This is a genomic window from Seleniivibrio woodruffii (assembly GCF_004339245.1).
Classification (GTDB): Bacteria; Chrysiogenota; Deferribacteres; order Deferribacterales; family Geovibrionaceae; genus Seleniivibrio; species Seleniivibrio woodruffii.
Genome location: NZ_SMGG01000005.1, coordinates 23,979 through 38,736, shown reverse-complemented (window position 1 = coordinate 38,736; position 14,758 = coordinate 23,979). Strand labels below are relative to the sequence as shown.

Here is a 14,758-nt window from a genome sequence, read left to right as displayed (position 1 = left end):
TAACCTAAATACTATATCTTGTAAATGAATGTTACCTGTATTTTTGTAAAATTTCTTTTATTACCAGAAATGGTGGTTATTTGATTATTTCTATATGTTGTTTTTTGTTGAAATATGTGAAAAAGGAGCAGAAATGTCGTTCATTGATACTGAAAAATTAGAAAAAGAAATGTTTAAAGGTGCAAAGGCCAGATTTGTTCATTCGGAGAACATGACGCTCTCTCTGTGGCGTTTTGAGGCCGGAGCCGAGCTTCCCGCACATTCCCATCCCCACGAGCAGATGACAAAGCTGCTCAGCGGTGTTTTCGAGCTGACGGTGGGCGATGAGGTGAAGGTCATGACCCTGAGCGATGTTGCCATGATTCCTTCGGGAGTTGAGCACAAGGGCAGGGCAATATCCGACTGCGAAATGCTGGACGTTTTTTATCCCGTGCGTGAGGACTACAGATAAGAGCTTTCTTCGGCCACCTCCGGCAGCTGAACTGTGAATATTGCTCCGCTGTCGGAATTGCTGAATGATATCTTGCCGCCCATGTTCTTTTCAATGATTATCTTGGAGAAGTAGAGGCCTATTCCTGTGCCCTGACCGTCCTGCTTTGTTGTGAAATAGGGCTGGAATATCTTGTCGCATATCTCTGCGGGGATGCCCCCTGCGTTATCCTCAATTTCAACGGTGACGGTTCCGTTGAAGCTGAAAGAGCGTATCTTTATCTGCGGGTTCGGGCTGTTGCTGTTTATCAGAGCGTCTTTGGCGTTTGTTATGATGTTTATGAGCACCTGCGAATATTCCCCCGGAACCCCGGTAACCTTGCCGACAGCTTTCAGGTCGGTGCTTATGCCTATTCTGCTGTTCTCAATTCCCGCAACCAGAAGGGTTATGCTGTGTCTTATGCAGTCGTTAACGTCGAAGAGCACTCTCTCCTTGTCTGGTTTGAAGAAGTCCCGGAAATTGTCTATTGTGAGCGACATGTGCTGGATGATGTCCAGACAGGTGTCTGCCGATCTGTTCATATATTCGTTGTCCAGTCTGCCGGTTTCGTGGGCATCCTGAATATCCTGAATATAAAGTCCTATGTTGTTAAGGGGCTGCCGCCACTGGTGGGCAATGTTTGAGAGCATTTCGCCCATGGCCGCGAGCCTGCCCTGCTGAAACATAATGTGTTCCTGCTCCCTGTTCTTCTCTATCTCCTCGCGTATTCGCTGTTCTAGGGATGAGTTCAGTGCTGTCAGTTCCGCCGTCTTCTCCTGAACCTTTGTTTCCAGAGAGGTGTTCAGCTGGCGCAGTTCCTCGTTTTTCCGTTGCATCTCCTTGCTGTGCCTGTTTATGAGCTTTTCCATCCGGTTCGACATCATAAAGGTAATAACTCCAGAGACCGCAAGAACCGCCGACAGCAGAGCCATCATCATTATCAGCTCTTTGCGGGCATCTTTTCTTGCTTCTTTCATGCGGGCGGCATAGGTGTTTTCAAAGTCGGTCAGGTAGATTCCGGTTCCCACATACCAGTTCCAGCCTTTGATACCCGTAACATAGCTGAGTTTTGTTTCCGGTTTCAAGCCGGGGAAAGGGGGCATCTGATACTCATAGAATCCGCCGCCCATTTTTGCCAGAGCAATCATATCCTTTACGATATATTTGCCATCCGAATCCTGTATATTCAGCATGAGTTTTCCCTTGGCGGGTTTCGTAAGGGAGGTTCCATTATAGTCGGCCATGAAGATGTAGCCGTCTTCAGGGAGTTTTATGGATTCAAGCTGTTTGATTATCTTTTGCTGGGTCTCCAGTGTGAAATCGTCAACGTATTCCCCGTAGCCTATAACCCAGTTAAGCGGGCGGAACACCCTTAGTTTGTAATGCTTTACTGCGACTTCCTTACTGTCGGGCTTTCTCCAGGGGGAAACAGCACTGACAGTTTCCGCAGTTTTAAGTTTCTTAATTGATGAGAGCATCGTCTCCCGCATGGCTTTGTTCGGGCTTTCCAGAATGTTTCTGCCTTCAAGGTGTTTCTGGATGGGGGAGCTTATGACGTATCCGTCGGTATCGAAGATGAAAACGTAGTTGTTGCCCCAGACCATGCCGGAGAGTGCAGCCTTTATGTCCCTTCTGGCATCAGCATCGTCCTTGGCTATGTTATAGTTTGACATTGCAACTTCATATGCAATGTTGAGGCGTTCGTCTATTCTTTCGCCAAGAAGGCGTTCAGAATCATCAATAGACAGGCTGACCTGCTGGGCGACACTGTCCACGACGCCTTTGAGCGTCTCTTTTTTGCTTTCCAGCAGGTTGATGCGGTTGATCCTCAGGGTTTCTTCGAAGTTACGGTGTTCCTCCACCACAAATCCGATTCCGAAAGCCATGACTATCGCCGCTATTACTGCGAAAGTTGTCACAAAGTAGTAACGTTTAAACTTTTCTTTATTCTGATACACTTTACACCGTTTAAAATTTATTTTACTACCCATGTTTCATCTACGCAATATAGATGTTTATATTGATTCTGACGACAATCGGGGGTAAAAATGAGGGGGAGGAAGTATGAAAAAGAAAGTAACAGTAATAATATCCGCTTTGCTTGTACTTGTTCTGGCCGTTTTCGGTATTTATGCCTACATAAAAAATACCCCCAGAAGTGTGAAAAATCCCCTGCCTGTTCCTGAAAGCGGCGAACTGACAGTGGAACATGCCGCACCGCTGTTTTATGACGGTCTGCCTGCCGACTATGTTGTTGTGGATGTCAGGACTGCGGAGGAGTATGAAAAGGAGCACACCGAAGGCACTGTAAATATTCCCGTTGCGCTTTTTGAAGAGGCTGGAGCCTGCGGAAGGGTCATGCCCCTGCTGCCCGACACCAAAAAGATAATCTTCGTCTGTCCTTTCGGCCCCCGTGCGGAGGAGATGTACTACAACCTCACAGACCCCAAAGAGGACGAGGGATGTGGGATAAACGCCGAAGGGATGTATTATCTCAACGCCGCCGTTAAGTTTAAGCCGGACAGGCTTGTTGTAAGATAATAATTTTTTTCTATTGTTATATTCCGATCAGGTGTATATTAAAGTAATAATCTTTTGTTAAAGGGAATTTATGGATAAATACATATCATCTATTTTTGAGGAAATGAAAGAGGTTCAGAATAGGTTCGTTATGGAGAGCATGCCTGTGCTCATCGCCATTGCAACTGAGATAACCCAGTGTTTTGAGAAGGGCGGAAAACTGCTCATCTGCGGAAACGGCGGTTCTGCGGCGGACGCACAGCACATTGCGGCGGAGTTTGTGAACAGGTTCAAGATGGAGCGTCCCCCTCTGCCCGCCATCGCCATAACCACCGACACATCAATAATAACTTCCATAGGAAACGATTACGAGTTCAATGATATATTCCTGAAACAGGTTAGCGCACTGGGCAACGAAAACGATATCCTCTGGGGAATATCCACCAGCGGCAATTCTGAGAATGTTGTTCGTGCTCTGCGTGAGGCCGACAGGCTGAAAATACGCATAATAGGCTTCACAGGAAGGGACGGCGGAAAAATGAAGGGTCTCTGCGACATCCTTTTCCAGTCGCCCACAGACAACACCCCCAGAATACAGGAAATCCACATAGCGGCGGCGCACATAATCTGCCAGCTTGTGGATGAGATGATGTTCGGCAAATTTGCCTGATGAAGAGATTCTGCAACCTATGGGGATGTTCCTCCGTCTGGTATTTTTATAACCACAGGCCGGAGGGACGGGTCACTTTTTTTGTCGCCGCCAACAGAAGGGAATATGAGCTTGTTCTGCAGGAGACCAAGTATTTTTTCTCCCGCTCGGCGGTGCTGGGGTTTCCGGAATACACTCAGGAGCCTTTTGAGGAGGCCAGAGTTCTGCCGGAGCTGATATCTGCCCGTGCGGCAACTCTCCACACTCTTCTTTCGTCCGATGCGCCCTGCATCGTTGTGACCACTCCATATGCACTGCTGAAAGGTCTTCCCCCCGCAGACGTCTTCAAAAGCTCTGTGATAAACATAAAGGTCGGCGAGGACTATGACAGGCAGGAGCTTGAATATCTGCTGAACTACGCCGGATACGTTCATGTGGAGCTGGTTGACGGACAGGGTGAATATGCCTTTCGGGGGGATATACTTGAGGTTTTCCCTGCGGACTACGACAACCCCTGCCTGATAGAGTTTTTCGGTGACGAGGCGGAGCGAATATCGCTCATCGACTCAGCCACCAGAAAGCCCATCAAAACCCTGAAGCAGGCGGTTCTGCTCCCCGCATCCGAGGCTCTCTTTGACGCTGAGGATATCAAAAAACACATAACGGACAAAGATATACTGGATAAGGCCGAGCTTTACGGCAAATATGCCGGATGCCACTGGCTTGCTCCCGCAATATACGGCCGCATGTCCAACCTGCTGGAATATGCAGGGGACAGCTACAATTTTGTATTTTTCACTGAAGATTTCAAAACACATTTCACCGATCTGCTCTCTCTGGCGGACAGGCGCAGGCCTGAGGGGGAGTTCTTTGCCCGCAACTTCATAAACCAGTCGGTGATATATCCCGAATATACTGAAAAAACCTACCAGATACTTGCGGACATCGTCACGGAGACTGCCGTTTCCGTTCCCTACAAGAGCAGCGCCATGCTGTTCGGCCATAAAAAGGGCAACGTATATCAGTCCATGGCCGCCGCAATGGATATCATAAAAAGTCACACCGACAAGGGCTACAGGGTCGTATGCGCCATAGAGAGCGAACGGCTTATGGGACTTTTCGACAATTTTTCGGTGGACTACGGCTATTCGGCCGCAAAGATCTCCGTTCATTCGGAAGTTACCCATGCCGGACTTTACCTCTTTAATGAAAAGATAAGAGGGGGGTTTATCGACGAAAAACGCCTGCTGGCTGTTTTTTCGGATGAGGATATCTTCGGTGTGGCGCGCAAGAAGCCGAAAAGGGGCAAGAAGGAGGTTTATTCAACCTCCATTTCCGACCTTGAGAGCGGCGACTACGTTGTACACGTCGACTACGGTATCGGTATCTACAAAGGACTGGTACACGAGAATATCGGCGGGGTTGAGGGGGATTTCCTTCAGCTTGAGTACGAGAACGGTGAGTTTCTCTACGTTCCGCTGTCGTCCATCGGTCAGCTCCAGAAATATATCGGTTCCGAGGGCGGCAGACCCCGAATCAGCTCTCTACAGACACAGACATGGAAAAAACTGAAGGCACAGGCCAGAACCCGTGCAAAAAAAATAGCCTTCGACCTGCTCCAGCTCTATGCAAAACGCAAGCTGGAAAAAGGGTTTGCATTCAACGATGACGGAAAGATGGTTGAGGAGTTCGAACAGCTCTTCGAGTTTGACGAGACGGACGACCAGCTCACCGCCATACACGACGTTTACAGCGACATGGAGAATCAGCTTCCCATGGAGAGGCTCGTCTGCGGAGACGTAGGCTTCGGAAAGACGGAAGTTGCCATGCGGGCCGCATGTAAGGCCGTTGCAGGGGGCAAACAGGTTGCGGTGCTGGTGCCGACAACAGTTCTTGCCCGTCAGCACTATCTCACGTTTAAGAAGCGTTTCGGCGATTTGCCCATAAACGTTGACTATATAAGCCGTTTCCGCTCCGCAAAGGACGTGCGGGAGATTCTGCATAAGCTGGCAAAGGGTCAGATAGATGTTCTGGTGGGAACCCACAAGCTCCTCGGCAAGGAGATTGAGTTCACCGATCTGGGGCTTCTCATCATAGACGAGGAGCAGAGGTTCGGTGTCGCCCACAAAGAGAAGATAAAGGCCATGAAGACCAACGTGGACGTTCTTTATCTGTCGGCAACTCCCATTCCAAGAACACTCCAGCTTTCTCTTTCGGGCATCCGTGATATCTCGGTGATAGACACTCCTCCGGTGGACAGACTGCCGGTCATCACAAAGGTTGTTAAGAAGGATGAGGAGATAAAGATTGCCATTCAGCGTGAGCTTGAACGTGGCGGTCAGGTTTTCTATCTGCATAATAAGGTTGAGGATATAGATCAGGTTGCCGCAGGTGTCCGGGGTATGCTTCCCGGAGCCAGAGTCGCTTTTGCCCACGGACAGATGGAGGCTCAGGCGCTGGAAAAGATCCTTATGGATTTTTATTCCGGCGAGACGGACGTTCTGGTATGCACAGCGATCATAGAGAACGGCATCGATATTCCCAACGTAAATACGATAATAATAAACAACGCCGCCCATCTGGGGCTGGCGCAGATATATCAGCTGAAAGGAAGGGTGGGGCGTTCCGTGCGCAGGGGCTACTGCTACCTCGTGGTTCCGAACTTCTCCGGCCTGTCCCTTGTGGCGCAGAAGCGTCTCAAGATAATTCAGCAGCTTTCAGATCTCGGCAGCGGTGTTAAAATAGCCTTTTATGACCTACAGCTCAGGGGTGCGGGGGACCTTCTGGGTGCCGACCAGTCGGGCTTTGTTGTCAAAGTGGGCTATGAGCTGTTCATAGCAATGATAGACGAAGCTGTTAAAGAGCTGAAAGGCATAACGGATATCTTCACCGACACCGAGATAATCACAGGCATACCCCACTACATCCCTGCGGACTATATCGAGGACACACGCCTGAGACTGGACTATTACAGAAAATTCTCATACGTCGTCACAGAGGAGGAGGCTCTGGGGCTTCTGGACGAGATGGCGGGAATGTTCGGCGATCCCGGCGAACAGACGAGGAATTTTGCACGTATAATGCTGCTTAAAAACCTTGCAGGCAGGGCGAACATCGAGAAGATATACATCTATTCCAACAGACTTAAAATGAAGTTTTCAAAGAACAGCCCGATACTTCCGCAGATACTCATGGAGAGCGCATCAAAATGCGGCGGAATGCTTAAATTTGAGGACGAATACACCCTTTCCCTGCTCTTTGAAAAGGCTGAAAAAACTCTTCGGTCTTCGGCTGTTTTCCTTTCGTCCATAGTGCCCGAAAGGGAATAAAGACTATTGCAAAATAAGCCTCTATTAAGTAATCTGTGAATATGAAAAGAATTTTTATAGCCGCTGTACTGCTCTTTTCCTGTTTTATGATTCTCTCCTGCGGAAAGAAGGAGAAACAGGAGCCGCAGGCCGAAGAGCAGTCATCCAGAGCCGACGACGCATCACTCGCCGAAACCTTTGTCACCATCAACGGCGAAAAACTGACCAACGGTGACTTCAGAGATTTCATATCCTATTCCTATGCCATGATGGATCCTGAGAACAGAGACAACAGAGCTGTCATGGAGTATCTGAAGAAAGACTTTGTCCGCCACAGACTCCTGCTTCAGGCAGCGAAAAAGGAAGGGGCGAAGATCGACGAAAAGAAACTGAACACAATGCTGGAAGCCTTTAAAAATGAGCAGGGCGAACAGACCATAGCCGAGATGCAGAAGCAGTATGACCTTGATTTCAGTAAGATAGAGGATATTCTGCGCCAGCGTGTGCTTGTTACGGAGTTTCTGAACAAAAAGACAGGCCGTACAGAGGTTTCCGACAAAGAGATCAAAGCGTATTATGAAAAGAGAAAAAGTGAACTTTCGGATGTGACGCTTGCTCATATATATCATATTGTCACCGCAGACGAAAAGAAGGCAAAAGAGGCTCTTGTAATGATGAACAAGGGCATCAGCTTTGAAGAGGTGGCGCAGAAATATTCCATAGCTCCCGAGGGCGAACAGGGCGGCGATCTGGGATATATAGACATTTCAACCTATCCGGACATCTTCTCGGAAGCTCTGAAACTGAAAAAGGGCGAGGTCAGCGGTGTGCTGAAATCCGAGTTTGGGTACCATATTTTCAAGCTGATAGACGTTAAGGACAAGGTCAGCTCATATGACTATTATAAGGCTCAGCTGAAAGAAGAGCTTTATGAGATAAAAGAGGAAAATAAAATAAAGGACTATATCGATGGCTTATATCAGAAATCTAAAATTGTTTATGCTGACAGCTCTTCTGGGGATTCTGACTCTAAATAGCGCACATGCAGAGATTGTTAACCGTGTGTTTGCTGTTGTCGGTGACAGGGTCATAACACAGTACGACATAGAAACCCTGAACCCTCAGAGGCTTAAGCTCATTTATGAAAAGTTTCAGGGCGAAGAGCGTCAGGCGCAGATAAAAGAATATTACCGTGAGAACATGGAAAATCTTATAGATAACTATGTCATTGAAATTGCTGCCGAGACGGAGGGTTTCCGTGTTTCCGACACAGAGGCCGAAGCCGCCATTCAGGACATCATGCAGAGAAACAACATAACAAGAAAGATGCTGGACGAACTTCTGGCCGCACAGCACCAGACCTATGAACAGTATAAATGGAAAATTAAGATTGATATCCTCTCAGCCAGACTCATGTCTTCGGTCTTCCGTGCGAAAGTGGTTGTTACAGACGACGACTTTAAAAAATTCGTTACGCAGAACGAAAAAAACCTCGACCTTTCCGATACCTACGAACTGCGTATGATGAAAGTCTCCACAAAGGAAAAACTGGACGAAGCTCTGAAAGATTTCAACACTGCCAAAAACTTTGCAGACACTGCCAAAAAGTATTCAGAGGACAAACTGGCTTCCGACGGCGGCTATCTGGGCTGGGTTGAACTCGGATTTCTGGACGAAAAGATCAGAGAACTTATCGTCGGTATGAAACAGGGTGTAACAAAGCCTCTGGAAGACGTTGACGGCTACAGGGTCTTCTATGTTGAGAGTTATAAAGAGAAGACCGAGGTCGGTTCAGACAAGAAAGAGAACATAATGAGAGCCATTAAAGATAAAAAAGCCACGGAAACTTTTCAGCAGTGGCTTCAGGATAAAAAAGAGGGCATCTTCATTCAGAGGAAATATGCGGCTTGATAAATTCCTGAAAGTTATGATGCTCATTAAGCGTCGTACGGTAGCTAATGAGATGGCGGATGAAGGGTTTGTAAAGCTGAACGGACGGGTTGCGAAACCCTCGGCTCAGCTTAAGATCGGAGATATCCTTGAAATTGATTCGTGGAACATGTATAAAAGAATAGAAATATGTGCACTTCCCGAAAAGGGGAGTGTGGCTAAACAGGATGTCGATAAATACATTAAGCTTCTGGAGTATAAGGCAAAAGAAGATGTTTTCTGATGTATTCCTGATCGGCTGACTTGTTTATACGTGAAAAATAACATAACTACATGAAATGAGTGTTTTAGTATTTTATTTTATGTGATAATGTTTTTTTCCAGCAATACAGGAGGAATTCAGAGATGAAAAAATTGCTTGTTTCCATTTTGGCACTCTCATGTGTGTCAACCGCCTTTGCATATGATAAAGGCGAAATGTATGTTGCTCCCGCCTTAGGCTATCACATTTTCGATAACGACTTCGATGCTGACAACAGCGTTGAAGGTGCGATCAGACTGGGCAGATTTTTCAGCAACACCTGCGCACTTGAGGGTGAATTCGGCTTCACAACAACGGATAAGGACAACGGCGAAGATATGAACGCTTCCACTGTTGCTCTTAACGGTCTCTACCACTTCAACACTGACGGCCTTTTCCGCCCCTATGTTCTCCTTGGTGTAAGCGGACAGTTCTATGACGAAGCTCGTGCGGCAATCGCCGGCGGAGTCGGTGTTAAAGTTCCTTTTAACAAAACTTTCGGTCTTGACCTTCGTGTCAAAGATATACTGATGACAGACAGCTTCAACGACATCATCCCCTCTGCGGCTCTGACAATTGCTTTCGGCAAACCCGCACCCGCAGTTAAGGCAGCGCCCGCTCCTGCATCCGTAGCGGCTCCCGCTCCCAAAGCAGCAGAACCCGTTAAAGAAGAAGCACCCGCTGCTCCTGCAAAAGTTGAAGCGGCTCCCGCTCCCGCAGCAGTTGTTGTTGCTCCCGTTGACAGCGACAAAGACGGCGTTATCGATGAAAAAGACCAGTGCCCCGCAACTCCCGCCGGCGCACCCGTTGACATCGCAGGATGCCCCCTTGACTCTGACGGCGACGGCGTTTTCGACTACCTCGACAAATGCCCCGGAACAAAAGCAGGTCTTAAAGTTAACGCTGAAGGCTGCTTCATCGCTGTAACACTTCACGTAAACTTCAAAACCAACAGCAACATCATTGCTGACGGTTATGACAAAGACATCACAGAATTTGCAGCTTTCCTGAACGCTAACCCCTCTATCAAAGTAGAGATCCAGGGTCACACTGACAGCGACGGCAACGATGTTTACAACAAAAACCTGTCTCAGAAAAGAGCAGATTCAGTTGTTAAAGAACTCGTTAAAAACGGTGTTGCTGCAGACAGACTTACAGGCGTTGGTTACGGCGAATCTCAGCCTATCGTTCCTAACGACACAGCAGAGAACAAGCTGAAAAACCGCAGAGTAGAAGCTGTAGTTAAGTAAGTTATATCAGTCAGAAGACTATAGAGAGGCGGGGTTAAATAACCCCGCCTTTTTTTATTGGCTCTTATATACGGCGCATTACAGCGTCAGTTTATCAATTTTTCGGGTCATGTACTTATGTGTACACTCCCCTTCAAAATTGATAACCTTCCTTGTCCTGCTTGCATCTAAAAGCCAAGATGGAATACAAATTCCCGTCACTGCGAGGAATGTAATGACGTGGCAGTCTTCCACGCACAGATACAGCATTCGCATCATGTACTACTGCTTCATTCCGTTCGCAGTGACGTTATTTTAGTCACTCTGAGGCTTAAGCCGAAGAGTCTCAGCTGAAGGAGAGATTCTTCACCCTTCGGGCTCAGAATGACAATAATAACATTTATGGTCACTCTGAATGAAGTGAAGAGTCTCATTAAAAGGCAGAGATTCTTCACTGCGTTCAGAATGACTGGAAACGTCATCCGTTTTTGCGTGCAGATTAGCGTCACTGCGAGGGATGGAGTGACGAAGCAGTCTCATAACATTAGATGTGTTTAAAAAGAAAAGGCGGAGCAAAAGCCCCGCCCGGACTGATATTTTAGTGGTGACAGCCGCAGTCGCCGTCCATGCAGAGTTCGGTGAGGACACCGTTCACGCTTTTCGGGTGCACAAAGGCAACCTTTTTGCCGTGTGCGCCGTCCATCGGCTCCTGATTTATGAGTGATGCGCCGTCGTCTTTCAGTTTCTGAAGTGCGGCAGACACATTCGCAACGCTGTATGCGATGTGGTGTATACCCTCGCCCTTCTTCTCAAGATATTTTGCGATGGGGCTTTCGGGGCTTGTGGGCTCAAGAAGCTCAATATTGCTCTCGCCGACCTTCACAAACGCAACCTTAACTTTCTGGCTTTCAACCTCTTCGTAGTGGTAAGGTTTTGCGCCCATGGACTCGTAAAACTTAGTGGCCTCTTCAAGATTTCTGACGGCTATACCGATGTGGTCGATCTTCTCAAGCATGCAAATCACCTCTAGCTGGTTAATTTCTTAAGTATCGGCGCAACAATTCCGGGGTTTGCTTTGCCTTTTGAGGCTTTCATTATCTGCCCCATGAAGAAGCCCTGAAGTTTTGCTTCGCCGTTTTTGAATCTTTCCGTTTCTGCGGGGTTGGCCTCAAGCACCTGACGGACTATGTTTTCCAGTTCGTCCTCGTTGCTGTTCTGAACCAGTCCCTTCTCTTCAACGATTGCGGAAGGCTTTTTACCTGTTTCGGCGGATTCGTCGAAAACCTGTTTTGCGATGTTTCCGCTTATCTTGCCTTCATCTATCAGTTTGACCACTTCTGCAAGGTGTTCGGGAGTTATTCCCGCCTCGAAGATGGTGCATTGTTTGTCGTTCAGTCTGCGCATCAGCTCGCCCATTACCCAGTTGCAGACGCCTTTGGGGTTGTTGTGAGCCTTTACCGCCTGTTCGAAATACTCGGCATATGCCTTTACGGACACAAGAAAATCCGCATCAATGCCGGGCAGGCCGTATTCGCTGATGAAGCGTGCACGTTTTGCGTCAGGAAGTTCCGGCATCCACTCTTTCAGGTCGTTTATGAACTTGTCCTCAAGGACGATGGGCACAAGGTCTGGGTCGGGAAAATAGCGGTAGTCGTGGGCATCCTCTTTGCCCCTCATGGAGGCTGTGGTGCCCGTGTCGGCGTTGAAAAGGCGTGTTTCCTGTACTACCTTGCCGCCCTCGGAGAGAACCTTCTCCTGACGCTTCTGCTCATGCTTTATGGCTCTTTCAACGTTTCTGAAAGAGTTTACGTTCTTGATTTCCGCTCTTGTTCCGAAGGGTGCGTTAGAGTCGGGGCGGATGGATACGTTGGCATCGCATCTCATTGAGCCTTCTTCCATGTTGCAGTCGGAAACTTCAACGTATTCAAGGATGGTTTTAAGTTTTGTAAGATATGCCTTTGCCTCTTCCGCACTGCGCAGGTCGGGCTCGGAAACAATCTCCATAAGGGGGGTTCCCGTGCGGTTCAGGTCAACAAGGCTGTATCCGTCCTCGTGGTTCAGCTTGCCGGCATCCTCTTCGATGTGGATACGGGTTATGCCGATGCGTTTCTGTGTGCCGTCTTCAAGCTCTATGTCGATGTAGCCATGCTCGCAGATTGGCAGTTCATACTGGGATATCTGATATGCCTTGGGCAGGTCTGGATAAAAATAGTTCTTTCTGGCGAATACGCTTTTTGTGCGTATCTGGCAGTTAAGCGCAAGGCCTGCCTTGACGGTGTATTCCACAACCTTTTCGTTCAGAACGGGCAGAACGCCGGGCATTCCGAGGCAGACAGGGCAAACGTTGGTGTTCGGCTCTGAGCCGAATTTATTTGAACAGGTGCAGAATATTTTGCTGTCGGTAGCCATCTGCACGTGTACTTCAAGTCCTATTACGGGTTCATAGCTCATTTTCTTTATCCTTATAATTTAAATCCACCCCAACCCTCCTTTGAAAAAGGAGGGAGCTTTATTCCCCCTTTGGCAAAGGGGGACTGAGGGGGATTTACATTCTTTTTATTTCAGTTTTTCGGGCATAACGGGCAGTTTTGCCTGCTGTTCGAATGCATATGCGAGGTTATAGAGTCTGCCCTCGTCAAAATATTTGCCCAGAAGCTGAACGCCGATGGGCATTCCGTCGCTTCCGAATCCGCAAGGCATTGAGAGGCCGCAGCCGCCGTAGAGGTTCAGCGAAATGGTGTTGATGTCGCTGAGGTACATCTGGAGAGGATCGCTCATCTTTTCGCCTGCTTTGAAAGCGGTTGTGGGGGACGTTGGGCAGATTATGGCGTCAACCTTTTCAAATGCGTCCACAAAGTCCTGTTTGATAAGGGTTCTGACCTTCTGTGCCTTTATATAGTATGCATCGTAGTAGCCTGCACTGAGAACGTAGGTTCCGAGCATGATGCGGCGTTTAACCTCGTCTCCGAAGCCCTGGGAGCGGGTCTCATAGAACATGTCTTTAAGGCTGTCCGCTTCCGCACGGTATCCGAAGCGGATTCCGTCGTAGCGTCCGAGGTTGCTTGATGCTTCCGCTGTTGCGATGATGTAGTAGGTGGCCACAGCATATTCCGTGTGGGGCATGCTGATGTCCACTATCTCGCATCCCATTGCCTCGTATGCTTTGATTGCGTTGTTAACGCACTCACGCACCTCGGCGGTGATACCTTCCGCAAAGTATTCTCTGGGAACGCCTATTTTCATGCCTTTAACGTCGCCTGTGAGGTATTTGGTGTAGTCCTCCTGCGCAACGTCGAGGCTGGTTGAATCCTTTTTGTCATATTTGCCGATGACAGAGAGCACGGCGGCGTTGTCCTGAATGGTTGCCGTCATGGGGCCTATCTGGTCAAGTGATGATGCAAATGCGATGAGTCCGAAGCGTGAAACCCTTCCGTAGGTGGGTTTCATTCCGGTGATGCCGCAGAGGGAAGCGGGCTGACGGATTGAGCCGCCTGTGTCACTGCCCAGAGCGAAAGTTGTAAGCCCTGCCGCAACAGCCGCCGCAGAGCCGCCTGATGAACCGCCGGGAACACGGGTGGTATCCCATGGGTTTTTTGTCTTTTTGTAGTAGGCTGTTTCGTTGGATGAGCCCATTGCGAACTCGTCCATGCTCAGTTTGCCGAGGCAGAGGAACCCTGCGTCCTCAAGAAGCTGTGCAGCCGTTCCCTGAAAAGGGGGAACGAAGCCTTCCAGGATCCTTGAGCTGCATGTTGCGGGCATATCCTTCTGAATGATAAGGTCTTTCAGAGCCATGGGGATACCTGCGTAAGCGGGCAGAGCTTCGCCCTTCGCACGTCTTTCGTCCACAGCTTTTGCCTGCGTCAGCACGTTTTCGTTAACAAAGTTGTAAGCGGCTATTTCGCCGTCATATTTCTGTATTCTGTCCAGATAGAACTGAGTAAGTTCCGCCGAGGAAAACTCTTTTTTCTGAAGAGCTTCGGAGAGTTGTTTTAATGTATATCCCAGCATGTGTGCGCCTCTTATTCTATTACTTTGGGCACGCGGAACATGCCGTTTTCAGATTTGGGAGCGTTTCTCACTGCGTCTTCGTTCGAGAGTGAGGGTGCGGCTTTGTCCTCACGGGTGACGGTGAAAACGTCAAGTGCGTGGGAAGTGGGTTCTATGTTGTCGGTATTAAGTTCGTTCAGCTTTTCGATATAGCCTAAAATGTTGTTAAGGTCATTTGTGAATCGTTCGGCCTGCTCGTCGTCAAACTTCAGTCTGGCGAGGGTTGCGATGTGCAGTACATCCTGTTTTGAAACGGTTTGGGACACTTTGCATACCTCTATGGTTTTAATGAGAAATGACATTATGACTTTCTTTCAGATATTTTTCAAGTTTGATTGTTTACAA

13 protein-coding genes are annotated in these 14,758 nt (G+C 48.3%); 8 read left to right on the top strand and 5 right to left on the bottom strand.

Annotation, left to right across the window (positions count from 1 at the left end; genetic code table 11):
* The first annotated feature begins 133 nt into the window (after nt 1–133).
* Complete coding sequence (locus C8D98_RS09805) at nt 134–451, top strand: cupin domain-containing protein (protein WP_132873977.1); 318 nt, start codon at nt 134–136, stop codon at nt 449–451.
* Here C8D98_RS09805 and C8D98_RS09800 read toward each other — a convergent pair.
* Nucleotides 442–2,427: a sensor histidine kinase gene (locus C8D98_RS09800; protein WP_165871275.1), complete on the bottom strand. Its 1,986-nt coding sequence runs from the start codon at nt 2,425–2,427 to the stop codon at nt 442–444. The genes C8D98_RS09805 and C8D98_RS09800 overlap by 10 nt on opposite strands.
* Before the next feature lie 106 nt (nt 2,428–2,533).
* Here C8D98_RS09800 and C8D98_RS09795 point away from each other — a divergent pair, with 106 nt between their 5' ends.
* From C8D98_RS09795 to C8D98_RS09765, 7 genes are all read left to right on the top strand, one after another.
* Nucleotides 2,534–3,010 (top strand): rhodanese-like domain-containing protein, encoded by a 477-nt coding sequence (locus C8D98_RS09795; protein ID WP_132873975.1) that lies wholly within the window; start codon nt 2,534–2,536, stop codon nt 3,008–3,010.
* Between the two features lie 70 nt (nt 3,011–3,080).
* On the top strand, nt 3,081–3,659 hold the full coding sequence (gmhA, locus tag C8D98_RS09790; RefSeq protein ID WP_132873974.1) for a D-sedoheptulose 7-phosphate isomerase: 579 nt from the start codon (nt 3,081–3,083) through the stop codon (nt 3,657–3,659).
* The gene (gene mfd / locus C8D98_RS09785) at nt 3,659–6,967 is read left to right on the top strand and encodes a transcription-repair coupling factor (RefSeq protein ID WP_132873973.1); all 3,309 of its coding nucleotides are present in this window, start codon (nt 3,659–3,661) and stop codon (nt 6,965–6,967) included. The genes gmhA and mfd overlap by 1 nt, the downstream gene beginning before the upstream one ends.
* A 41-nt stretch (nt 6,968–7,008) precedes the next feature.
* Nucleotides 7,009–7,983, top strand: a complete 975-nt coding sequence (locus tag C8D98_RS09780) for a peptidylprolyl isomerase (RefSeq protein WP_132873972.1) — start codon at nt 7,009–7,011, stop codon at nt 7,981–7,983.
* The gene (locus C8D98_RS09775) at nt 7,916–8,857 is read left to right on the top strand and encodes a peptidylprolyl isomerase (RefSeq protein WP_132873971.1); all 942 of its coding nucleotides are present in this window, start codon (nt 7,916–7,918) and stop codon (nt 8,855–8,857) included. Before C8D98_RS09780 ends, C8D98_RS09775 begins: the two co-directional genes overlap by 68 nt.
* Nucleotides 8,847–9,119, top strand: coding sequence for an RNA-binding S4 domain-containing protein (locus C8D98_RS09770; protein WP_132873970.1), 273 nt, complete (start codon nt 8,847–8,849; stop codon nt 9,117–9,119). Before C8D98_RS09775 ends, C8D98_RS09770 begins: the two co-directional genes overlap by 11 nt.
* A 122-nt stretch (nt 9,120–9,241) precedes the next feature.
* Entirely contained in the window at nt 9,242–10,387 is a 1,146-nt protein-coding gene (locus tag C8D98_RS09765; protein WP_132873969.1) for an OmpA family protein, read from the top strand.
* A gap of 577 nt (nt 10,388–10,964) precedes the next feature.
* Here C8D98_RS09765 and mce read toward each other — a convergent pair.
* From mce to gatC, 4 genes are all read right to left on the bottom strand, one after another.
* Nucleotides 10,965–11,381 (bottom strand): methylmalonyl-CoA epimerase, encoded by a 417-nt coding sequence (gene mce, locus C8D98_RS09760; protein ID WP_132873968.1) that lies wholly within the window; start codon nt 11,379–11,381, stop codon nt 10,965–10,967.
* Nucleotides 11,382–11,392: 11 nt separating this feature from the next.
* On the bottom strand, nt 11,393–12,826 hold the full coding sequence (gatB, locus tag C8D98_RS09755; protein ID WP_338156635.1) for an Asp-tRNA(Asn)/Glu-tRNA(Gln) amidotransferase subunit GatB: 1,434 nt from the start codon (nt 12,824–12,826) through the stop codon (nt 11,393–11,395).
* Between the two features lie 96 nt (nt 12,827–12,922).
* Nucleotides 12,923–14,374, bottom strand: a complete 1,452-nt coding sequence (gene gatA, locus C8D98_RS09750; RefSeq protein WP_132873966.1) for an Asp-tRNA(Asn)/Glu-tRNA(Gln) amidotransferase subunit GatA — start codon at nt 14,372–14,374, stop codon at nt 12,923–12,925.
* An 11-nt stretch (nt 14,375–14,385) separates the two neighbouring features.
* Complete coding sequence (gene gatC, locus C8D98_RS09745; RefSeq protein WP_132873965.1) at nt 14,386–14,715, bottom strand: Asp-tRNA(Asn)/Glu-tRNA(Gln) amidotransferase subunit GatC; 330 nt, start codon at nt 14,713–14,715, stop codon at nt 14,386–14,388.
* Between the last annotated feature and the right edge of the window lie 43 nt (nt 14,716–14,758).

Bases quoted from the DNA above. Each gene is read 5' to 3' on its own strand.
- gatA (WP_132873966.1), bottom strand. From the start codon at position 14,374: ATGCTGGGATATACATTAAAACAACTCTCCGAAGCTCTTCAGAAAAAA.
- C8D98_RS09765 (WP_132873969.1), top strand. From the start codon at position 9,242: ATGAAAAAATTGCTTGTTTCCATTTTGGCACTCTCATGTGTGTCAACC.
- mce (WP_132873968.1), bottom strand. From the start codon at position 11,381: ATGCTTGAGAAGATCGACCACATCGGTATAGCCGTCAGAAATCTTGAA.
- mfd (WP_132873973.1), top strand. From the start codon at position 3,659: ATGAAGAGATTCTGCAACCTATGGGGATGTTCCTCCGTCTGGTATTTT.
- gatC (WP_132873965.1), bottom strand. From the start codon at position 14,715: ATGTCATTTCTCATTAAAACCATAGAGGTATGCAAAGTGTCCCAAACC.
- C8D98_RS09805 (WP_132873977.1), top strand. From the start codon at position 134: ATGTCGTTCATTGATACTGAAAAATTAGAAAAAGAAATGTTTAAAGGT.
- C8D98_RS09770 (WP_132873970.1), top strand. From the start codon at position 8,847: ATGCGGCTTGATAAATTCCTGAAAGTTATGATGCTCATTAAGCGTCGT.
- gmhA (WP_132873974.1), top strand. From the start codon at position 3,081: ATGGATAAATACATATCATCTATTTTTGAGGAAATGAAAGAGGTTCAG.
- C8D98_RS09795 (WP_132873975.1), top strand. From the start codon at position 2,534: ATGAAAAAGAAAGTAACAGTAATAATATCCGCTTTGCTTGTACTTGTT.
- C8D98_RS09775 (WP_132873971.1), top strand. From the start codon at position 7,916: ATGGCTTATATCAGAAATCTAAAATTGTTTATGCTGACAGCTCTTCTG.
- C8D98_RS09780 (WP_132873972.1), top strand. From the start codon at position 7,009: ATGAAAAGAATTTTTATAGCCGCTGTACTGCTCTTTTCCTGTTTTATG.